Annotated in this window: 17 protein-coding genes; 14 read left to right on the forward strand and 3 right to left on the reverse strand. The window is 37.2% G+C overall.

Features of this window, described 5'->3' with window-relative positions; genetic code table 11:
* The first annotated feature begins 85 nt into the window (after positions 1 to 85).
* Positions 86 to 1,207: an AbrB family transcriptional regulator gene (locus ACIQCO_RS26335; protein WP_400434910.1), complete on the forward strand. Its 1,122-nt coding sequence runs from the start codon at positions 86 to 88 to the stop codon at positions 1,205 to 1,207.
* Between the two features lie 47 nt (positions 1,208 to 1,254).
* Here ACIQCO_RS26335 and ACIQCO_RS26340 read toward each other — a convergent pair whose 3' ends face one another.
* Entirely contained in the window at positions 1,255 to 2,121 is an 867-nt protein-coding gene (locus ACIQCO_RS26340; RefSeq protein WP_400434912.1) for a LysR family transcriptional regulator, read from the reverse strand.
* 183 nt (positions 2,122 to 2,304) lie between these two features.
* On the opposite strand from ACIQCO_RS26340, the gene tcuA reads away from it, so the two are divergent.
* Entirely contained in the window at positions 2,305 to 3,804 is a 1,500-nt protein-coding gene (gene tcuA, locus ACIQCO_RS26345; RefSeq protein WP_400434914.1) for an FAD-dependent tricarballylate dehydrogenase TcuA, read from the forward strand.
* A 415-nt stretch (positions 3,805 to 4,219) separates the two neighbouring features.
* On the opposite strand, the gene ACIQCO_RS26350 is transcribed toward tcuA, so the two are convergent.
* Positions 4,220 to 5,419: a 2-methylaconitate cis-trans isomerase PrpF family protein gene (locus ACIQCO_RS26350; RefSeq protein ID WP_400434916.1), complete on the reverse strand. Its 1,200-nt coding sequence runs from the start codon at positions 5,417 to 5,419 to the stop codon at positions 4,220 to 4,222.
* A gap of 673 nt (positions 5,420 to 6,092) precedes the next feature.
* Here ACIQCO_RS26350 and ACIQCO_RS26355 point away from each other — a divergent pair.
* Positions 6,093 to 6,482 carry a DUF5661 family protein gene (locus ACIQCO_RS26355; RefSeq protein WP_400434918.1) on the forward strand — a complete coding sequence of 130 codons (390 nt, stop codon included), beginning with the start codon at positions 6,093 to 6,095 and terminating at the stop codon, positions 6,480 to 6,482.
* Between the two features lie 159 nt (positions 6,483 to 6,641).
* Here ACIQCO_RS26355 and ACIQCO_RS26360 read toward each other — a convergent pair whose 3' ends face one another.
* On the reverse strand, positions 6,642 to 6,830 hold the full coding sequence (locus ACIQCO_RS26360; RefSeq protein ID WP_400434920.1) for a hypothetical protein: 189 nt from the start codon (positions 6,828 to 6,830) through the stop codon (positions 6,642 to 6,644).
* A gap of 1,092 nt (positions 6,831 to 7,922) precedes the next feature.
* Between ACIQCO_RS26360 and ACIQCO_RS26365 the strand changes: the two genes are divergently transcribed.
* The 11 genes from ACIQCO_RS26365 to ACIQCO_RS26415 all read left to right on the forward strand — a co-directional run bounded on the left by ACIQCO_RS26365 (position 7,923) and on the right by ACIQCO_RS26415 (position 21,373).
* Positions 7,923 to 9,338 (forward strand): sigma-54 interaction domain-containing protein, encoded by a 1,416-nt coding sequence (locus tag ACIQCO_RS26365; protein WP_400434922.1) that lies wholly within the window; start codon positions 7,923 to 7,925, stop codon positions 9,336 to 9,338.
* A 419-nt stretch (positions 9,339 to 9,757) separates the two neighbouring features.
* Complete coding sequence (locus ACIQCO_RS26370) at positions 9,758 to 10,699, forward strand: thiamine pyrophosphate-dependent dehydrogenase E1 component subunit alpha (protein WP_400434970.1); 942 nt, start codon at positions 9,758 to 9,760, stop codon at positions 10,697 to 10,699.
* Positions 10,696 to 11,691 (forward strand): alpha-ketoacid dehydrogenase subunit beta, encoded by a 996-nt coding sequence (locus ACIQCO_RS26375; RefSeq protein WP_400434924.1) that lies wholly within the window; start codon positions 10,696 to 10,698, stop codon positions 11,689 to 11,691. The genes ACIQCO_RS26370 and ACIQCO_RS26375 overlap by 4 nt, the downstream gene beginning before the upstream one ends.
* Positions 11,692 to 11,766: 75 nt before the next feature.
* Positions 11,767 to 12,996, forward strand: a complete 1,230-nt coding sequence (locus ACIQCO_RS26380; RefSeq protein ID WP_400434926.1) for a dihydrolipoamide acetyltransferase family protein — start codon at positions 11,767 to 11,769, stop codon at positions 12,994 to 12,996.
* A gap of 69 nt (positions 12,997 to 13,065) precedes the next feature.
* On the forward strand, positions 13,066 to 14,472 hold the full coding sequence (lpdA, locus tag ACIQCO_RS26385) for a dihydrolipoyl dehydrogenase (protein WP_400434928.1): 1,407 nt from the start codon (positions 13,066 to 13,068) through the stop codon (positions 14,470 to 14,472).
* Positions 14,473 to 14,494: 22 nt separating this feature from the next.
* Complete coding sequence (locus ACIQCO_RS26390) at positions 14,495 to 15,406, forward strand: NAD(P)-dependent oxidoreductase (protein ID WP_400434930.1); 912 nt, start codon at positions 14,495 to 14,497, stop codon at positions 15,404 to 15,406.
* Positions 15,407 to 15,626: 220 nt separating this feature from the next.
* On the forward strand, positions 15,627 to 17,018 hold the full coding sequence (locus ACIQCO_RS26395; protein WP_400434932.1) for an aldehyde dehydrogenase family protein: 1,392 nt from the start codon (positions 15,627 to 15,629) through the stop codon (positions 17,016 to 17,018).
* Positions 17,019 to 17,037: 19 nt separating this feature from the next.
* Positions 17,038 to 18,156 (forward strand): iron-containing alcohol dehydrogenase, encoded by a 1,119-nt coding sequence (locus ACIQCO_RS26400; protein ID WP_400434934.1) that lies wholly within the window; start codon positions 17,038 to 17,040, stop codon positions 18,154 to 18,156.
* A gap of 86 nt (positions 18,157 to 18,242) precedes the next feature.
* Entirely contained in the window at positions 18,243 to 19,571 is a 1,329-nt protein-coding gene (locus tag ACIQCO_RS26405; RefSeq protein WP_400434936.1) for an MFS transporter, read from the forward strand.
* Positions 19,572 to 19,720: 149 nt separating this feature from the next.
* Positions 19,721 to 20,632, forward strand: coding sequence for a hydroxymethylglutaryl-CoA lyase (locus ACIQCO_RS26410; RefSeq protein WP_400434938.1), 912 nt, complete (start codon positions 19,721 to 19,723; stop codon positions 20,630 to 20,632).
* Positions 20,633 to 20,707: 75 nt separating this feature from the next.
* On the forward strand, positions 20,708 to 21,373 hold the full coding sequence (locus ACIQCO_RS26415) for a GntR family transcriptional regulator (RefSeq protein ID WP_400434940.1): 666 nt from the start codon (positions 20,708 to 20,710) through the stop codon (positions 21,371 to 21,373).
* Positions 21,374 to 21,414: the final 41 nt, after the last annotated feature.

Here is a 21,414-nt window from a genome sequence, read left to right on the forward strand (position 1 = left end):
AGAAAAAGTCTTGTGGATGCTGCAAGACTTTTCCTTTTAATAGTGGGATTGGAAATTTTCTGAGGTAGGAAGAAGGTTTTTATAGGTGAATCGGAAAAAACTTTATATTTTGTTACTCTGTATCCTCTCGGGGTATCTTGTTTCATTAACAGGCATTTCTGTTGGTTGGATGATTGGGGCCTTCCTAATCGGTGGAATCTTTTCTCTTTGGATACCGTCTTGGATTCACCCTGCCCAAGGGTTAAAAGGAGTTCCGAAATACTGGATGTATATCGGTCAATGGATATTGGGGGTAGAATTGGGACAAAAAATGAATTCGGGCGTTTTCCACCTATTTATTGAAAGTTGGCATTATGTCATCACCATCCTCCTAGTATCCATTCTTTTTTCCCTTCTTTCCGGTTATTTGTTATGGCGATTTAGTCAAACGGATCTCTTAACAAGTTTTATTGGAACGGCACCTGGGGGAATATCAGTCATGCCTATTTTTGCCGAAGAAATAGGGGCGAATCCTGCTTTAGTTAGTATCATTCAAATCATCCGAGTTCTATTAGTGATTGGTACAGTGCCGCTTTTGGCCATTCATTGGACGAACAGCAGTGAAAAGTTTGGGGCAATCGTGCATACCAGTGTAATCGCCAGTGATGCTCCTGTGGAGGCCCAGCAACTTCTTTGGATGGGGTTAGTAGTGATTCTTTCTGTTGGTGGTTCATTCCTAGCGAAATATTTAAAATTCCCTACGCCATGGCTGCTAGGCAGTATGATCGTGGTAGCCATTTTGCAGGCAATAGGAGGTCTGTATAAGGAAAGTTTTTCAGTCATTTATTGGCCGCACTGGCTGCTCGTCATATCACAGCTATTAATTGGAGTCAGCATCGGCTCTCGATTTTCGAGTCGAATGTTTGTTGGAATCAAACGGATATTATTGGTCGGTACACTTGGATCGGTAGGGTTAATTATGGTGATGGCACTATGTGCAACCGTGATGTCAAAAGTAACCGATATTAGTTGGATTACTGCTATTTTAGCCTTCGCGCCAGGTGGAATTGCGGAAATGGCAGCTACTGCTGTTGCCCTAGATGCAGATTCTACCTTCGTCGTGGTCGTGCAAGTGCTCCGAATCGGCGTTGTCATCTCGGTATTACCAACAGTATTTAAATTTCTAGAGCGGCGAATAATGAAGAAAGAAATAAGTATGACAAAATAATGGTCAACCTAACGCGAATGGGAGCACACGAATCAGATCCGTGTGCCTTATTCGTTTGTATTCCGTTTGAGGATGAAATCTACGAATGCCTTTACAATTGATAATTCTAGGGAACTTTCATTAAAAATTAGCCAAGTCTTTCGAGAGAATTCACTATTATTTTTTGATGAAACTTCAATTCTATGTAATTGATGATAGCCTTTTAAGGAAATTTCAGGTACAACTGCGAATCCAAGTCCGTGTAACACCATCTCAATACAGGTATCAATCCGGTCGACCTCCATTGTATAGTTTGGAGGTGTATCAAATGTTTCTTGCCACCAGCTATCCGTTAATCCTTTTAATGTAAGATCCGTTTTGTAATTAATTCTAGGGAATTTAGGCAAATTTTCTATATTAAGTTTATTTTTAGAGACGACAAATAACTTTTCCTCATTAAGCAAATACTTCTTCCCCGGCCAATTATAATTCCCACGAATAATCCCAACATGTGTCTCTTCCTTCTGCAGTAAATTATGCATATCAGCACTCCAACCAGTTTTGAGGATGATTTCAATGTCAGGATATTCATTTAGGAAGTCACTTAAGATCTCAGGTAACTCATATCTTGCAAAAATACTAGCAACCCCTAGTCTTAATGTTCCTCTAATTTGGGTGTCCATATTTTCCAGATGTTCTTTCGTTTTCCTCAAATCTGCCAACATTTTATTTGAATAGAGTACTAGATAGTTCCCTTCCTGAGTAAATTCAACGCCTCTTTTTCCTCTTAAAAGTATTCTTACATTAAATTCTTCCTCTAATTGTTTTATTCGGTAGGTTAGGGCTGGCTGAGATATGTATAAACGCTCAGCAGCCTTGGTAATATTTCTCTCCTGATAAACTGTTTGAAGAATTCTCCAATCTTTTTCGTTCATTTTGCATACCTCGTAATCTATAATATTCTAAATATTAAGTATATTAGAATCTTAACATTATCTGTAAAGTTCCTCAACGCATCTATAAAAAAAATTTATTAATCAAAATAAAATAACGGTATTTTATTTATCGGTAATTTCCAAATAAACTAGAATTATCAGTTAATTGAGGAGGAGAAATAAATGATGAATTATGATGTTGTTGTTGTTGGAGCAGGAAATGCGGCACTTTGTGCGGCCATTTCAGCTCGAGAAAAGGGAGCAAACGTCCTTGTTCTTGAAAAAGCTCCATTGAACAAGAGAGGCGGAAATTCATTTTTTACTGATGGAGCGATTCGATTTGCTTATCAAGGAATAGAAGAAATTAGAAGAGTCATTCCTAGTATTACGGATGAAGAAGCTGAACAAATTAATATGCCGGTTTATTCCGAAAACGATTACTATCATGATTTGATGAGAGTGACAGAGGGGAAAAGTGATCCCGAATTAGCGAACCAACTTGTATCAAAGTCTTTTGAGACGATTGCGTGGATGCAGAGTCATGGAGTTGAATTTGAACTAAACTATGAGAATCAATCATATAAAAATGAGGGGAAACATCATTTTTGGGGTGGGCTCCCGGTAAAGACTCATAATAAAGGCGTGGGTCTTGTCCAGCAATTAAATGATCGGGCTAAAGAGATAGGAATCGATATTTGGTATGAGTCCCAGGCAATCGAACTTTTGGCTGAAGGTGATAAATTGAAAGGCGTCCTCGTTCAACGAGGAGAGGAAGCTGTCACTGTCAACACGGGTAGCGTTATATTGGCGTGTGGTGGTTTTGAAGCGAATAAACAAATGCGTACCCAATATATTGGATTGGAATGGGGGGCAGCCATTGTACGTGGAACCGAATATAATACAGGAGATGGCCTTTCTATGGCATTGGCTCTTGGTGCGCAAAAGTATGGTGATTGGTCAGGATGTCATTCCATTGGGACAGATCTTAACGCACCAAAAGTAGGAGACTTTAACAAGCCAGGTGATATTTATAAGAAATCTTCCTTTCCGATTGGTCTTTTAATAAATAAAAATGGCGAGCGATTCGTTGATGAAGGGGCAGATTTCCGAAATTATACCTACGCCAAATACGGACGGGAAATTTTAAAACAGCCAGACCAAATCGCCTACCAATTATTTGACTCGAATGTTCGCTCCATGTTACGTAAAGAGTACAATTTAGAAGAAGCGACAGTATATGAGGCGAATACTCTAGAAGAATTGGCTGACCAAATGGATGTGAATAAGGGACAATTTTTAAAAACGATTCTGGAATACAATGAGGCAGTCCAAGAGGGAGAATACAATCCAACCGTGAAGGATCAAAAAGGAACCGTTGGGATTACGCCTCCAAAAACGAACTGGGCTTTACGCTTAGACAAAACGCCTTTCTATGCCTACCCCGTCACCTGCGGAATCACTTTTACATTTGGGGGAGTCCGTGTTAGCCCGATAGGTGAAGTATTAAATAAGGAAGGAAATGCAATTAAAGGTCTTTACGCAGCAGGAGAAATGGTCGGCGGTCTTTTCTATGGAAATTACCCTGGAGGATCAGGTCTAATGTCTGGTGCAGTCTTTGGAAAGTTAGCAGGTGAATCGGCAGGAAGGCATTCACTAGAAAAGAGGGGAAATGTAGTTTTCTAATTTAAATTTGGAAATGGAATCTGGGATTGTTCCCAGGTTCTTTTTTGTATTATCAGAATTTATATCATTGGACTTCAAGAAATGCCCAGCCCCTAGCCCCTCGTGGTCAAATGTTCTTCTGAACGCATTAAGGGAGACTAAGCCGTTTTTCAATCGACTAAGTCTCCCTATATCGGGGCTGAACAAGGCGCTGTGCATTTCTTAAAAGATAAGAATAAAATTTTGGATCTACCACAGCTGTTTTGGCTGTGGTATTTTCAATATATTGAGACAAACATACTTAGACAAATTTTTTTCGATGAAAACCAACATTGGGAAGCTTTTAAGGAAAAAAACGCAGGTAAAATTCGCCCTATAGTGATTAAGTAGGTTTAGAAATTTCGCGAATGAGGAAACATCAAGACGGGATTCAAGCTTACTGTTGCACTTCTATTTTTTCTTTTCCTACTTCGTCATTTGCAGTAAGCATTGGAAATGGGACATAGGCATATCCATCCATGATTCTTCTAGCCGTTCTCCCGATTGCTGCGCGCGGGACATACCAGTTGGAATCTAACTTTTCGACAGTGGCCTCAGTATAAAGTATGCCTGTAGGGTGGCCAATTCTGATTCCGCTACCTGCTGCAAATACTTGTTGGTTCGGAATGGTTCCATTAATTTGGGTCGCGGTCGCAACAGCGATGGAGCCACTAACCGCAAAGGCTCGATGTAATGTCCCCATTGAAATATATCGGGATGTAATATCAAAATTATCTTTTCGAATGATTTCGTTATTTATATTTACATAATCTTGTGGTGGTGAAACAATAGCGATTTTTGGCAATGCGTGTGTGGAAGGTGTAACATGATCTCTATTTTTAAGGAAACCTGCAAGGATTCCTGCTTCTACACGAATTTTCTCAAGGGTATTTAATAGTTCTAGATTACCATTTATTTGAACGGGTAACTCAGTACCTTGTATACCTAGGTCCTTAGCTCGCACAAAGACAAGAGGATTGATAGAGTCTATAATCGAAACTTCAAATTTCCTTCCATCCGGTATCTGAATGATATCTGTTGGATTGGAGGTAGGCAATGTTTTTCCTGTATGTGTACCACCTGTATCTAAGAAATTTAACATGATTTTTGATGAATGACCGGGAACTCCGTCAATTTTAAAATCCCCTTCATACTGAATGTGACCATTTGCTACAGGTATTTCAATAGCAATTATTTTTTTTGTATTTGTGTTATAGACACGAATACATGTCAGGGATTCAGTTAATTTAGTATACCCTTCTTCTAACGCATAGAGCCCAACCGCTGTGGCAATATTTCCGCAAGTAGCCTGATAATCTATTGTATTTTGATTAAGACTGACTTGACCGAAAGTATAATCAATATGTGCATCTGGATGGGAAGGAGGACCAACAATCGCTAATTTACTCGTTAAGGAAGACCCACCTCCCAAACCATCAATCTGGCTTGTATCAGGGCTTCCAAATATGCGTAAAATCACTTGATCTCTAAGAAAGAGATTGGATGGGAGGTCGATGGAGCGTAATATTAAACCTTTGCTCGTTCCGCCTCTCATGATGGTAGTAGGAATTCGATAATTCTGAATATAGTTGCTCATCATATACACAACCTCGTTAATCAATTTACATATAGCTTAACGGGATTGAGACCATAAGAAAAATACAGGATTTTTATATTAGTTTATAAAAAAAATTTATAATTAATAATTTCGGTGCCTGTCACGCCTCTGGTGTGCTAACGGTTAAAGCTGAAATGAACCAGTTGTAAAAACGGAAATAGCCATCTAAAGTGTCATTGCTCAAATGGCAAAACATTAGATTGGCCCATTTCACGCCTCTAAGCTACATAATACCTAAACGGAAATAAGCGGCGATATGAAAAAAGGTAAGAGCAAATTTAGGAGCTCTTACCTTTCTTTGTTTTGGTTTGACATAGCTGGCTGCGGGTTCCTAGCCAGTAGGATTTCTAGGGTTCTCCTATTAGAACGTTGAATCATCCTCTTGGAAGTCTGAAATACTGTAGCTATTGTTTTCATTAATCACCGCAAAGTCCCTTTTTGATAGGTAGGGGAAATCTTTAGGATTGATTTCCCTAACAAAAACTGAGTTTAAATTATCGACTTTTATCCCACATTTGCTTGTACTGGTCAGTTCAAATAAGGCATATTTTGGAGACCACCTAACGGCGTTCGTAAGTTTAATAGAAGACATGCACATAAAAAGGTAACTAACGTATATTGTTGATAACTACCTTTTTAGGAGAGATGTGTTTTGTACTACTATAATAATCCGTATTTGAACCACCTCGTTAACGGTTATAGGTATGGTACGCAATATCTATATTCAACCACCGGAAGTCCAAAAGGGTATAGAAATAATCGTTCTGGAACTAGGGCTAAGTCTTTTTCCAAAGAGGAAGCAGCAGCAATTGCTTTACTTTTAGGCATTGACTTTAATAAAAGCAAGTTTGATTTAGATGAGTTTTGGATGGGAGTAAATACAGAGCTTGAACATGGAAAAATATCCAGCCAAACGAATGTTACAGGCGATGATCCTATTATTACTGGGAAAATTGCACTGGCTCATCTTAACGAGTTTCCTGATTACTACAAAAGATTAAAGGTACTTGAGGAAGAAGCAAAAGCCTATTGGAATAAATGATTTTTTGGATACTTAAATGATAAGAATATTTTATATTTGTAAGCGAGTTTGTGAAAATCGTATTTAGCTAACGGGGGGCCAGTGAGGTCAGAGACCCCCACTCAGCTAAAGTTTTATGCGGTAAAGGAACCACGGAGACAGTTCTCGTGGTCTTCTTTTTCAGCTATTTTCAATCTTGTTTAATTCTTCGCCATTAACCATTTCTAATTGGTGCCGCAACTCTGTTATGTAACGTGTCATTGCCAATCTTACAACTGATGGGTAGTATCGTGTGTTAAGCTCCTGTTCACATTCCTCTAAATCCATTTTTTTCACCGCGATAATTTTAGTTAATTCTTCAGTACTCATTGGCCATCCCCCTACATATTAAACTATTTTTATAGCTTTAGGATGGACACTTTTTTCATAGTTTATACAAAATGAAGCAGGGGAAGGAGGTTTTCATGTTTCATTGTACTTAGGGTGATGTGTTAGAAGAAATGTCGTTGGGTATCGGGGTTACATATTTCGACTCCTTTTATAATAGCAACTCGCTATTTACCAGTGGTGTGGGTAGTTTAATTAACCGTTTGTTTAGTATCAAAACGTGCCAATTTTTGTAGATTGATAGTTTTTATAAGTTACTATTGAAGATAGTTATCGAAGATGGGGACCTTTCATCGACAGAAATTCTTCTCACAAACTGACCTGAGTTCGTTTTACATAAGGGTTCTGGCCGCATTTAATCAAACGATTAAGTCGTAAATTTCTTGTTAATCAAACGATTGATTAGATTTGTTGCATTTGCAGTTAAAGAGGGGGTTAAGTGTTTTTTGGGGTACGAAGTTTGTCGAGAGGCTGTTTGGTAATAACGAGTGAAAATTGGTTTGATTTCACTGCTTTTTGAGGAAAAGGAGGGCTCTACTGACTTTTGGTAGAAGAAAGTGTTGTATAAAACTTGCGCTATATTTCCATTTCAACACAAAAATTTAGGGTTCAGTTCTGCTGTTTACGGAGCAGAACTGAACCTATTTATATGGATAAAACGTACTGAAGTTGTTTTCAAATAAACGTTAAAGTAATTGCGGAAAATAAATGATAATCCAGAGGTGCAACTGAATATTGTGAGGGTGGTTGGTTGTCACTCTCCTTCTGATTAAGGAAAGGAGGTGATAATTATGGAAACGTTTCTCACCGATTATCGATTAATTATTAAATTTCCCACAGGTTCTTGGATTTCAAATTATTTTGTTAGAAAAAGCATACCTCAAAAGTTGCTGTTTTGTAAAAATACGGAAGTCGTTAAGTGGAAACCAATAAACTAGAAGAATAGATTGACGAGTGTGGTGAATATTCCCACTAGGATAAAATAATAAAATATTGCGTTATTGCATTAGCATTTTTGCTATAATTATAGCAAAAGTGCTATTTTTCTGAAAAATGGAACGGAGGAGTATTTCGATGGAACATCTAGAAGATTTTTTTAAGGATAAATCTGAATTTTTACTTCGCAAACTCATTGGCAGTTCATTTGATGGTGTTACAATTACGAATTCAAGGGGACAAACCATATGGTATAATCAATCTTTTTTACAAATGTCAGGGTTACTGCCATCGCAGTTAGATAACTATACAGCGGTAGAATTAATTGAAAATGGCTGGATGAAAGATTCTGCATCCATTGAAGCTATATCAAAAGGAGTTACTACAACAAAGTCAGTTAAATACTCCACAGGAATAGAAGCTTTAGTTTCCGCTACACCTATTTTTGATGATGAAGGTAAACTTATTTTTACATTTCAAAATGTTAGAGATATTACAGAACTAAATAAATTAAAACATCAGCTGGATGAAACATATGCACTTTCTGAATCTTTTAGACAAACCTTGCAAGAGGTTCAACGAACGAAGGAAAATGGCAGTCAAATAGTCTTTCAAAGTGAATTAATGGAGAAAATTATTGTCCTTGCTCATAAATTTTCTAAAGTGAATACTCCTATTTTAATCCTAGGGGAATCTGGGACCGGAAAAGATGTTTTAGCCAACTACATACATTTTATTGATTCCCGAACCAATAAAGGACCTTTTGTAAAAATCAACTGTGGAGCCATTCCTGAACAGTTATTGGAATCAGAACTATTTGGATACGAAGCCGGTGCATTTTCCGGTGCTAACCGCAGTGGAAAAGCAGGGTTATTTGAAGTAGCCAATGGCGGGACAATTTTTTTAGATGAAATTGGAGAAATGCCCTTTGCCCTCCAGGTAAAATTACTTGGAGTATTGCAGGATATGAAAATTCAGAGAGTAGGGGGAACCAAACAAATACCAATAGATGTTAGAGTCATAGCTGCAACCAATGCAGATTTAGAAAAAATGATTAAAGAAAAACAGTTTAGGCAGGACCTTTACTTTCGGTTAAATGTATTGTCTATTACTATTCCACCACTTCGAGAAAGACCTGAAGATATCATCGTACTTATTGAACATTTCCTTAAAATGTTTAATGAAAAACATCATATTAATAAGTCTTTTTCGCCGAATATAATTAAATTATTTCTTTCTTATGGTTGGCCAGGGAATATTCGTGAATTAAAAAATTTAGTCGAGAGACTCATGATTATTTCGGATGGAAATGTGGTGAATGACACAATTATTCCAGCTAATATGCGAAATAAAATCAATAAATCGAATGATAACCTAATTGAAGGTTCTACAGACGAAACTCCAGACCCCCAGCTTAAGAACCTAATGGATGAATATGAAAAGAAAATTCTTTCTTACTATCTATCAAAGTATCGGCCTATGAAGAGTTGTGCAGATGTTTTAGGAATTGATCTTACTACCTTAGCCCGAAAGAAAAAAAGATATGGGCTGTGATTCAATAATATTTTTTTGGTTTTTACAAACAAATGCTAAAACACATGACAAATGTGTTTTGGCATTTTCTTTTTTGTAGAGTTATTTAAAATATTTGCCTAGCTTAAATTTTGGCACAATAATTGCATTCAATATTTATGAGTTTTAAAAACCTTGTTGAAAGAAATGAAAGGCCTTTCAGACTAAAAATTGAATGGCTGGATGGTTTTAAACGGAAAGCAGCAAAGGGCCGACAAAGGGGGTTGAAGATATCTATAGCAACTCAGTATAATGCAGAAGTTTTGCATTTAAAGCCCATTTTGCTTTTCCCTAAAAAGTCTAATGATCAGAAGGATGTGGAGAAATTGGTTAACGTAAAAAGTAGGATTGAAACAGAAAATCAATATTCAAAAGAATTTTTAGTTAAGTTGTATGAAGAAATGGTGAGAATCAGAACGTTCGAAACAAAAGCAGGAGAATGCTTCAACAAAGGAATGTTAGCAGGAAATATTCATCTTTGTATTGGCCAGGAAGCAACAGCAGTTGGGGCAAACTATGCCCTTGAGGAAAGAGATTTTATTACAAGTACTCACCGAGGACACGGTCATTGTATCGGAAAAGGAGCTAAAACGGATAAAACAATGGCTGAGCTTTTTGGTAAAGCAACAGGCTATTGTAAAGGAAAAGGCGGATCCATGCATATTGTAGATGTGAACTTGGGGATTCTTGGAGCAAACGGGATTGTTGGTGCAGGTATCCCAATTGCGACAGGGTCTGGTCTAGCTTCAAAAATTAAGGGAACAGATGAAGTAACTCTTTGTTTCTTCGGCGACTCTGGTGCAAATACGGGTGGATTCCATGAATCCATTAATATGGCTGCAACTTGGAAACTTCCTGTTGTGTATTTAATCGAAAATAATGGGCTTGGGGTTTCGGTTGATATCAAATCAGTTACAAACACACCCAATCTATCTATAAGGTCTGTAGCCTATAATATTCCAGGTAAAACAGTGGATGGAAATAATGTATTGGCCGTGTATGAAGCAGTCAAGGAAGCGGTGGATTATGCAAGAGCTGGTAACGGGCCATCTATCATCGAGTGTGAAACGTTTAGACATGAAGGCCATTATTGTGGGGATCCATCAAGCTATCGACCAAAAGAATATATTGAAGAAGCATATCAAAAAGATGCAATTAAGAGATTTAAAGAATACTTACTTGAAAATGATGTGACTGAGGCAGAATTAGTAGAAATCGATGGAGCTATGAAAAAGGAAATTGAGGAGGCATATGAATTTGCTGTTAATTCTCCCTATCCTGATCTTAGTGAAGTAACAACTGATGTATATTCTCAGGACAATGAAAGGAGTGTTATACGATGAGCAAAAAAATAAGCGTTAGTGCGGCAATAAGAGAAGGAATGCATGAAGAAATGGTAAGGGATGAAAATGTCATTATGGTGGGTGAAGATTTAGGAAAAATGGGCAGCCCTTTTGCTTTGACATTGGGATTTTTAGATGAATTTGGTCCGGATCGAGTAATTGAAACACCTATTTCTGAGTTAGGATTTACAGGGATGGCAGTAGGTGCGGCCATGAGAGGCATTAGACCAGTAGTTGAATTAATGTACAACGACTTTATTAGTGTGAGCCTAGACCCTGTTATGAACCAAGCTGCGAAATTACGATATATGACTGGTGGACAAATGACCATCCCAATGGTGATTCGGGCGCCTATGGGAGCAGGACGCAGAAATGCCGGTCAGCATTCACAGTGTTTGGAAGCGTTATTTGCACATATCCCCGGTTTAAAAGTGGTTTGTCCGTCAACCGCTAAAGATGCAAAAGGTTTAATGAAAGCAGCGATTAGAGATAATGACCCTGTTATCTTCCTGGAGCATAAACTCCTTTATGCTAAGAAGGAAGAAGTTCCTGAAGAAGAATATGTGATCCCGCTAGGTGAAGCGGATGTCAAAAGAGAAGGGAAAGATGTAACCATTATCACTTGGAGCAGACAGGTTTATTTCGCCTTAGATGCTGCTAAAGAATTTGCGAAATCAGGTATTGATGTGGAAGTATTAGATCTTCGTACCTTAGTTCCGCTTGATTGGGAAGCAATTAAAAAGTCAGTTTTAAAAACGCATAATGTAGTCGTAGTTGAAGAAGGAGTGAAAAGAGGCGGTTTCGGCGGTGAAATTAGTGCACAAATTATGGAGGAACTATTTGATGAACTAGATTCACCTGTTGAAAGGGTAGCGGGACTTAATATCGTATCACCTTTCAGTCCGCCACTCGAGGATGTAAATTTCCCACAAGTGAATGATATTACTGTTGCCGTTAAGAAAGTGTTAAATAAAGCGGTTAGTTTAGCTTAATCTAAAAAGTATATTTACGATTGATCGCTAGAAATAATCTATAAAAATAAAGAAATAGTTTGGAGGGTAATAGACATGGCTTTTGAAATTAGAATGCCACAGTTAGGTCTTACGATGGAAGAAGGAACCATAGACCAATGGCTGAAACAAGAGGGTGACGAAGTAAAGATCGGAGATCCGATTGTAGAGATCCAAACAGATAAATTGACGAGTGAAGTTGAAAGTGAAGCAAATGGCGTCCTATTGAAAATAGTGGCACAAGAAGGAGAAGACATTCCTGTAAAAGGCCTACTCGCCTACATTGGTGAAGCGGGTGAAACAGTAGGTATAGTAGATGAAGCTGCAGTAGAAGAAGTTGTTCCCGTTGAGGAAGAAGTAAAAATAGTAGAAACAGAAGAAACTTTACCAGTACAGATGGGGGGAAGAATCAAAATCTCACCTCTTGCTAAAAAAACAGCCAAAAAACTGGGGGTAGAATTTACAAGTCTTAAAGGAACCGGTCCTGGGGGAAGAATTGTCCAACAGGATATTCTGAAAAAGGCAGAAGAGTCAAAACCGGCTGCTCCTTCCCAAGTTTCTGCAGAACCTGCTGCAACGCAAAGTGGAAATATTGAATTAATGGATGGTGATACAGTTGTTAAACTCAGCGGAATGAGAAAAACCATTGCGGAAAGAATGTTCAAATCTCACAATGAGATCCCAGTTGTTACTCAAGATGTAAAAATTGATGTCACAAAATTAATGGAGTTCAGGAAACAACTTAATGCAAACAGAGAAACAAAATTATCGGTAAATGATTTTATGTTAAAAGCTGTAGCTAAGGCGTTGAAAAAGAATAACAATATTTTAGTAAGTCTGGATGGAGACAAGATCATTAAACGCGCTCATGTAAATCTTGGTATGGCTGTCTCATTAGAAGAAGGCCTTATTGTACCAGTAATAAAAGATGCAGATAAAATGGGAATCGAAGAATTATCGGAAACGGCAAAAAATCTAGCAGTAAGAGCACGTGAAGGAAAACTCAATATGGATGAATATGCAGGTTCGACATTTACCATCTCTAATTTAGGTATGTACGGTGTTACATCTTTTACTCCAATCATTAATCAACCAAATGCGGCGATTCTTGGTGTCAATACGATTCAAAGTGAACTGGATATGGATGATGAAGGCAATGTATTTAAGAAACAAGTATTGACCATTTCTTTGACATTCGATCATCGACTTCTTGACGGTTCAGAAGCAGCTGTATTCCAACTAGACATCAAGAAATTACTCGAAGATCCGATTACTATTATTCTCTAATATTTAGTATAAAAAGAACCATTTAAATAAATCTATACAATGAGTTTACACATAGGGGGGATAGTAAAATTGTCTAATGAAAACCAAGAAGTCATTGTCGTTGGAGGAGGGCCTGGTGGATATGTGGCAGCAATTAGAGCGGCCCAACTAGGTGGAAGAGTAACATTAATTGAAAAAAGTAAATTAGGTGGTACCTGCTTAAATGTGGGCTGTATCCCTACAAAAGTACTGCTGCATGCTGCGGATTTATTAGCGGAAGCGAATCATGCAAATGATTTCGGCATTAATGTGAATGTAACTGGTTTTGATTGGAAAAAGGTATTGAAGAAAAAGGATAGTGTCTCCAGTCAGCTTGTAAATGGCATAAACGGCTTAATGAGGGCAAATAAAATTAAAGTAATAAACGGAACGGCTGAATTCGTCTCTTCTGATACATTGTTCGTAACCAAAGCAGATGGAACAAAAGAAACATTAAGTGGCGGAAAAATAATTATTGCAACTGGATCCGTTCCAGCCATCCCGCCGATTCCAGGTGTAAAAGAAAATGATCATTGTATTAATTCTACAGGTGCCCTTTCCCTTGCGGAAATTCCTAAATCACTTCTTATCATTGGAGGAGGGGTAATCGGTGTAGAATTTGCATCCATCTACAGTCAATTCGGTACAAAAGTAACCATCATCGAAGCATTACCTAAACTTCTTCCATTGATGGAAGGTGAATTAACAGCTTTATTAAGAAATAAAATGGAAAAGAGCGGTATTGAGATTTATACAGAGGCGAAAGTGCAGTCTGTTGAATCGTCATCCGTAGGAGCCAAAGTAAATGTTGAATACAAAGGCGAAGGGAAATGTTTTGAAGCTGAAAAGGTTCTTGTAGCAGTTGGAAGAAGAGCTAATACAAAAGCATTGAATCTTGAAAAGGCTGGAATTGAGAACGACAATGGCAAAATTCGAGTGAATCATAAAATGGAAACAAATGTTCCTGATATCTACGCAATAGGAGACTGTTTGGGACAAGTCATGTTAGCACATGTAGCTTCTGTACAGGGTGAAGTGGCTGCCGAAAATGCAATGGGTTTAGAGGCTTCTTATAATGGTAAAACAGTTCCTTCCTGCATCTATACTAATCCTGAATTTGCAGGGGTAGGTTTAACGGAAGAAAACGCAAAAGAGAAGGGCATTGAATATATAACAGGTAATTTCCCCCTTATGTCTAATGGAAAGGCTCTCATCATGAATGGCGGAGAAGGTATGGTCAAGGTTATTCTCGGCAAAGAGTTTAAAGAAATCCTTGGTGTCCATATCTTAGGGCCAAGAGCAACCGACATCATTGCTGAATGCGCATTAGCCATAGGAATGGAAGCCACTATTGAAGATTTAATCGAAACCATTCATGCACATCCTACATTAACAGAAGCTGTAAGAGAAGCGGCTTTGGCTGCTGAAAAAATAGCTATCCATGCAATCAATAAATGATAAAAGAAAAGAGTGAATGCCAATGAATAAAACAATTGGTTTTATAGGCTTGGGTATAATGGGATTGCCCATGTCATTAAATCTATTAAAGAAAAGCGATTACTCTATTATGGGATATGATGTTTTTAGAGAAAAGCGGAGTATTTTTATAGGAAATGGAGGGAGATCCCCTGATCACGTAGACGAAATCTATCAAAATTGTGATATTATTTTCCTTTGTTTGCCTTCTAATAATCTTGTAAAAAGTAGTATTCAAGACATTATCGCTAAAGGGAAAAAAGGTACGATTATTGTGGATCTTAGCTCTACTTCTCCAACTCTTATTAGAGAAATGTATGAGAAGGCAAAGCAAGTTGGAATAAGGATTTTAGATTCGCCCGTTAGCGGTGGAGAATCTGGTGCGATTGCCGGTACACTGGTTATGATGTGCGGCGGGGATCAGGAAGTATTTGATCAAGTGAGTCCCTTACTTCGTTATATGGGAAGTACCGTTACATATATGGGACAATCAGGTTGTGGCAGTGTGGCTAAACTCGCAAATAATATGATTGTCGGTGGTTATCTGGGTGCTATTTCAGAGGGATTGGCGTTTGCTAGTAAGGCTGGACTTGACCCTGAAACATTATTTTATGCAATAAAAGATGGGGCTGCTGGAAGTTCAGTATTTGATTTAAAAGCTCCAAAAATGATAAGCCGAAATTTTGAAGCAAGTGCTAGAATTGCTGTTCATCAAAAAGATCTTATGAATGCTGTCCAACTTGCAGAAGAATTGAGTGTTGAAATACCCATGTCTAAAATGGTTCTCGATTATATGAATGAAATGGAAGCTTTAGGAAAAGTAAATGAGGATCACTGCGCTATTGTAAAAATTTACGAAAAAAATATGGGGGTAGAAATAAAAAAGCAACAAGATGTACGGATTAGTAAAAACTAAATTTGTAGAATATATTCAACCAATCTTTAGCTCTTAGGAAAATACCAGTAAGCCGTTGGGGAAATTTAAAATAAATAAAAAGTTTAACTTGACATCCAAACTAAATATTCATAATATTTTAAATATAGGACATTGTATACAATTATCGTTTTTGTATTCATTTTTAATTCTTGTATACTTAATTCTAGTTGATAAATTAAAATGTAGGGAGTTGGGTGTCATGAACACGAAAGAAGCGGTTGGTGATTTAGTCGAGAGAGCGAGAATAGCACAAAAAATTGTAGAAGGTTATTCTCAAAGGAAATTAGATGAGCTAGCAGCCGCAATTGTTTACACTCTTTCAAGGCATGAGGTAGCACAAGAGATAGCGGAATTAGCAGTAGCAGAAACAGATATGGGTGATGCAGAATCTAAAATAAAAAAACTCACTAAAAAAATGCCTGCAGTTTTTTGGCAAGTAAAATCTGTAAAAACAGTTGGTGTAATAGAGAGAGATCTTGAAATGGGGATAAGGAAAATTGCGAAGCCAGTAGGAATTATCGCAGCTTTAGTTCCGAGCACAAATCCAGAAGCTACACCAGTGTTTAAAGGAGTATTAAGCCTTAGAGCGAGAAATGCGATCATTTTTGCACCACACCCTAGAAGTAAAAATACAACTAAGAAAGTTGTAGATATTATGAGGGATATTCTTGAGAAAAATGGTGCACCAAAGGATTTATTTATTTGTGTAGAAACTCCATCTAAGGAAATATCTCAAGAGTTAATGAGCCAATGCGATTTAACGATGGCTACTGGTAGTGGTGATATGGTAAAAGCAGCCTATAGTTCTGGTAAACCAGCTTATGGAGTTGGGGCTGGAAATGCTGTTGTTGTAGTTGATGAAACAGCTGATTTGGCAGATGCAGCTGAAAAAATAAAACTAGGTAAACTTGGTGATTTGGCATCTGGCTGTTCTGCAGAAAATTCTTTGGTCATTCAAGAAAGCGCTTACGAAGAGATGATAGAACTTCTTAAAATGAAAGGTGGACATCTCGTAAATCAAGAAGAGAAGGAAAAACTGAAAAATACTATGTGGGTGGATGGTCACCTTTCTAGAGAAATAGTCGCAAAACCAGCTTCAAGAATTGCGGAAGTTGCAGGTTTTTCAATACCTAATGAAGCTAAATTTATTATGGTTGAGGAAACTGGTATTGGACAAGGTTATCCATTCTCAGGAGAAAAAATGTCCGTAGTAGTAACAATCTATAAATATAATGAATTTAGTGAAGCCATAGAAAAAGTTAACAAAATAACTGAGTATTCTGGGTACGGTCACTCTTGTGGAATTCATTCTAATGATGATGATCATATCATGCAATTAGCTTTGAATACCAAAACGACTAAAGTAATTGTAAGACAACCTCACGGTATGGCGAATAGCGGTGCTTGGTTTAATGGTCTTGCGAATACATTTTCTCTAGGTTGCGGCACTTGGGGTGGAAATATTGTTTCGGAAAACGTTACACAAAAGCATTATATGAATACAACTTGGGTAGCTGAGCCGATTAATAGAGAAGAAGCTTCAGAAGAAGAGATTTTCGGAGATCTTATTAAAAACACAGTTCTAATTTAATTTATGGAGGTGAACTAGATTGGATCAATTTAAAATAGGCCCATCTATTTACGAATTTAAAACACTAAACGAATTTATTGATCGATTCAATGTATCTTCAAAGGATACTATTTTTACAGAAAAATTTTTATATGAAAAATACATGAAAGATAAAGTTGATTGTAATTTTATCTTTCAAGATGATTATGGGCTTGGAGAACCTAGTGATATAATCATCGATAAGATTTTAAAGGATATTCAAGGGCAAGAAATCAATAGGATCATTGGGATTGGCGGCGGAACAATCTTAGATATAACAAAACTCCTTTGTATTCAAAATGCCACCTCCACAGAAGAGATTTTTGAAGATAAGATACCACTTGTAAGAGATAAGGGGCTTATATTAATCCCTACTACATGTGGAACGGGCTGTGAAGTTACATGTGTATCCGTAGTCGATATTACAAAGAGAAAAACCAAAATAGGAAAAAGAATTGAGGCTAACTATGCTGATTCTGCAGTTCTGATTGAAGAACTACTTGATAGTATTCCACCTAAAGTATTTCTCTATAGTTCAGTAGATGCTTTGATTCATGCTCTGGAAATTTTTGTTGCTCCAACAGGGAATCCTTATAACGATGTTTTTTGTAAAGAAGCGATCAAATTAATTGTTACCCGTTACAAAGATCTTGTAGAGAATGGGCTAGACAAAAGGTTCGAGCATATTGGAGAGTTTTTAAGGGCAAGTACATATGCTGGAATCGCACTTTCAAATACGGTTTGTGGAGCTGTTCACGGATTGGCTATGCATTTTGGAAGTGTTCACCATGTGCCGCACGGAGAATCTACTGCAAGATTTTTAATGGGAGTCTTTAATAAGTATGTTGAACTCGCACCCCAAGGCAAATTAATAGAAGTTTCTCAAATAATTAATGAAGCTTTAGGAATAGACACTGATTTAAAAGGTTCATTTGCAGCTCTTGAGGAATTAATCAATAAGCTTATTCCAAGAAAGCCATTGCAGGAATATGGCGTTAAAGAAGAGAATATTGAAAAATATGTCGATAAAGTGATAGAAAGTCAACAGAGGCTTCTAATAAACAATTTTGTAGAGTTGTCTAAAGATGATTTAATTTCAATTTACCGAAGTGTCTATTAATCTTCAAAAAAGGAATCGAAGAAGTGATCATCAATTGGTAATCTGTTGTATTAAAACTAAAGCGGTTACAAATAGGAGGACTATACATGGTCGATAATAGTGCGTTAGAGAAAAGAACATTAAGGAAGGTATCACTGAGAATTATACCTTTTATTTTCATCCTTTATATCGTTGCCTTCTTAGATCGAGTAAATATTGGTTATGCTGCACTTAATATGAATCAGGACCTAGGAATAACTGCAAAAACGTTAGGATTCATTTCGGGGATATTTTTTATAGGTTACTTCATTTTTGAAATTCCGAGCAATATTTTTATGAATAAGTTTGGGGCGAGAAAATGGATTGCTAGAATTTTAATAACTTGGGGAGCAGCAGTTGTGGTAACTGCTTGGGTACAAAATGCTACACAATTAACGGTATTGCGATTCTTTCTAGGGGTTGCTGAAGCTGGATTTGCGCCAGGGATTATTCTTTATATTACCTTTTGGTTTCGACCTAAGGAAAGAGCACGTGCCTATGCATTATTTTTGACAGCGATGGCCGTTTCAAATATTATCGGTGCTCCACTTTCTACATGGATAATGGATACTGTTTCATGGGCAAATATGCCTGGATGGCGATGGTTGTTCATTTTGGAAGGAATCCCTGCCATTATATTAGGGATTGTTACCCTATTTTATTTAACTGATCGCCCAGAAGATGCTAAGTGGCTAACTTCTGAAGAAAAAGGGTGGTTACTCTCTGAATTAAGCAAAGAGAATAAAGAAAATAAGAATAATAAACATACAAATTTGGGCCCAGTATTACGTGATTTGAAAGTTTGGCGTTTAGGATTGATCTACTTTGCCTTTGTTACGGGGTTATATGGTATTGGATTATGGCTGCCAACAATCATTAAAGCTTTTGATGTAACAACTACGCAAGTCGGTTGGATTGCGGTAATTCCTTATGTATTAGGAGGAATTGCGATGATTTGGTGGGCTCTTCGCTCTGATAGGCTTGGAGAAAGAAAAATGCATACAGCTATTCCATTATTCCTTGGTGCTATCGGGTTAATTGGTGCTGCCATTTTTGGCTCCAGTCCAATCATGTCCATGATTATGATTTGCATTGCAACGATAGGACTTTATAGTTTCTTGGGAACCTTCTGGTCGCTCAGTTCAGCCACTTTATCAGCTTCGGCAGCAGTAGTAGGAATTGCTGCAATTAATAGTTTTGGGAATTTAGGCGGATTTTTGGGACCGTACGTTGTAGGATATTTGAAGGATTCAACAGGTCTAATGGAAAGTGGATTGTATTTTCTAGGTATCGTTCTTGCGATAGGATTTGCCTTAGTTCTTTCTATTAAGAAAAAAGATGTTAATAATTCAAAACAAGAATATTTTGAAAAGGCCGCAAAAAATAATGTCGTTTAAAACTATTGCTCTTACTAGCAATTTCTAAGTTGAAAATGGATTAGCTTATGAAAAACTAAAAAAGCTTGAGTTGGCTACCTGGTTTATAGCTAGGTAGCTTCTATTATTCAAAATAATAATATTGGAAATTATGTAGGGGGTAACGTCAGATGGAAATGCCCAAGGAGATAAAAATCATTGAAGTCGGTCCTAGAGATGGTCTGCAAAATGAGGCGATGTTTCTAGATACAAAGAAGAAAATAACGTTAATTCATAACCTTGTTGAGAGTGGATTTAAGGAGATTGAAGCAACATCCTTTGTTAACCCAAAATGGATCCCAAACTTGGCTGATGCAGAAAAGGTAATCCAAGAAGTTCGTGATCTACCTGCTACATTTTTTGCATTGGTTCCTAATGAAAGAGGGTATGAAAGGGCAGTAAATAGTGGTGTAGACGGGATTACCTTTGTCCTTTCTGCTACTGATTCACATAGTAAAAGGAATTTGAATTCCACTACCGAAGAATCACTTAAACAGCTAGCACCACTTGTTCAACGAACGAAAAAAGATCAGCTACAATACAGGGCTTCCCTTTCTACCGCTTTTGGTTGTCCTTTCGAAGGGAATCCAGGTAAAGATAAAATCGTTAATATAGTGAAAGAATTAAAGAATATAGGATTTAAAAGAATCAGTCTTTGTGACACAATTGGTGTAGCTAATCCATTACAAGTTTTTACATGGATGACACAATTAAAGGAAACCTTTAGTGATATCGAATTTGAATTGCATTTTCATGATACTTATGGGAGAGGATTATCAAATGTTCTTGCTGGGATTCAAGCAGGCGTATCTTCCTTCGATAGTAGTATAGGTGGTTTAGGTGGATGCCCCTATGCACCTGGGGCATCAGGAAACATTTCAACAGAGGATTTAGTCAGTCTTTTATCTGAAATGAAAATTGATACTGGTATCAATCAAACAAAAATGCTTGAAACTTCAAATATACTTTGTCATCATATTGGTAAAGATTTAGATAGCCGAATTTGGAAAGTGAACAAATCATCCTCTACAATTAAAGCATAATTCATTTTCAAGGTGGTTAACTAACAAGAAATTGGCAATATAAATCAGCAAAATAAATAGATGGAGGTGGCTGAATTGCCTTTAACAAAAGATGAAAAGAAAATAAGCCTATATGAACAAGTATACTTAACAATTAAAGACCATATCATAAAAGGTGTATTTAGTCCGGGACAAAAATTGGTTGAATCCAAATTAGTTAATTTGTTAAATACTAGTAGGACACCTATACGAGAAGCCCTGAGAAGATTAGAAATGGAAGGCTTAGTAGTTTCTCAGCCATCACAAGGGGCGGAAGTGACAAATTTCACCAAAGAGGCCTTGACCGACCTTTTTGAATGTAATTCAGTGTTAGAGGGATTGGCCGCAAGAAAAGCAGCGGAAAACATAGATTATGAATCAATTGTCCAGTTAGAGGAATGTCTCTTTTTGGCTAAAAAATATTTTGAACAGGATAAATTAGACGAAGTAGTTGTAAAAAATACTCTTTTTCACGAAACTATTTTAAATTCTAGCGACAATCTTACGGTCATTCACATGATGAGACTAATAAAATCGCAAGTCCTTGCCTATAGATCATTTATCAGTTCATATAAATTTCGTTCAACCTTTATGGATGAACATTGGGAGATCTTTCAAGCAATCAAGAACCGTGAACCTGACAAAGCAGAAGAATTAATGAAAAAACATATAATGAATGACTATATAGCAATTGATACTCAAATAGGAAATTATTTTAATTGAATTTCGGTGCCTGTCACCGCCCGAATAATCTTGTTTCACAG

This window comes from Neobacillus sp. NPDC093127 (assembly GCF_044754175.1).
GTDB lineage: Bacteria > Bacillota > Bacilli > Bacillales > Cytobacillaceae > Neobacillus.

What these genes read in the sequence shown, in the direction of transcription:
- ACIQCO_RS26340 (WP_400434912.1), bottom strand. Translation starts at nt 2,121, where the DNA reads ATGAACGAAAAAGATTGGAGAATTCTTCAAACAGTTTATCAGGAGAGA.
- tcuA (WP_400434914.1), top strand. Translation starts at nt 2,305, where the DNA reads ATGATGAATTATGATGTTGTTGTTGTTGGAGCAGGAAATGCGGCACTT.
- ACIQCO_RS26350 (WP_400434916.1), bottom strand. Translation starts at nt 5,419, where the DNA reads ATGAGCAACTATATTCAGAATTATCGAATTCCTACTACCATCATGAGA.
- ACIQCO_RS26360 (WP_400434920.1), bottom strand. Translation starts at nt 6,830, where the DNA reads ATGAGTACTGAAGAATTAACTAAAATTATCGCGGTGAAAAAAATGGAT.
- ACIQCO_RS26365 (WP_400434922.1), top strand. Translation starts at nt 7,923, where the DNA reads ATGGAACATCTAGAAGATTTTTTTAAGGATAAATCTGAATTTTTACTT.
- ACIQCO_RS26370 (WP_400434970.1), top strand. Translation starts at nt 9,758, where the DNA reads ATGGTGAGAATCAGAACGTTCGAAACAAAAGCAGGAGAATGCTTCAAC.
- ACIQCO_RS26375 (WP_400434924.1), top strand. Translation starts at nt 10,696, where the DNA reads ATGAGCAAAAAAATAAGCGTTAGTGCGGCAATAAGAGAAGGAATGCAT.
- ACIQCO_RS26380 (WP_400434926.1), top strand. Translation starts at nt 11,767, where the DNA reads ATGGCTTTTGAAATTAGAATGCCACAGTTAGGTCTTACGATGGAAGAA.
- ACIQCO_RS26390 (WP_400434930.1), top strand. Translation starts at nt 14,495, where the DNA reads ATGAATAAAACAATTGGTTTTATAGGCTTGGGTATAATGGGATTGCCC.
- ACIQCO_RS26395 (WP_400434932.1), top strand. Translation starts at nt 15,627, where the DNA reads ATGAACACGAAAGAAGCGGTTGGTGATTTAGTCGAGAGAGCGAGAATA.
- ACIQCO_RS26405 (WP_400434936.1), top strand. Translation starts at nt 18,243, where the DNA reads ATGGTCGATAATAGTGCGTTAGAGAAAAGAACATTAAGGAAGGTATCA.
- ACIQCO_RS26410 (WP_400434938.1), top strand. Translation starts at nt 19,721, where the DNA reads ATGGAAATGCCCAAGGAGATAAAAATCATTGAAGTCGGTCCTAGAGAT.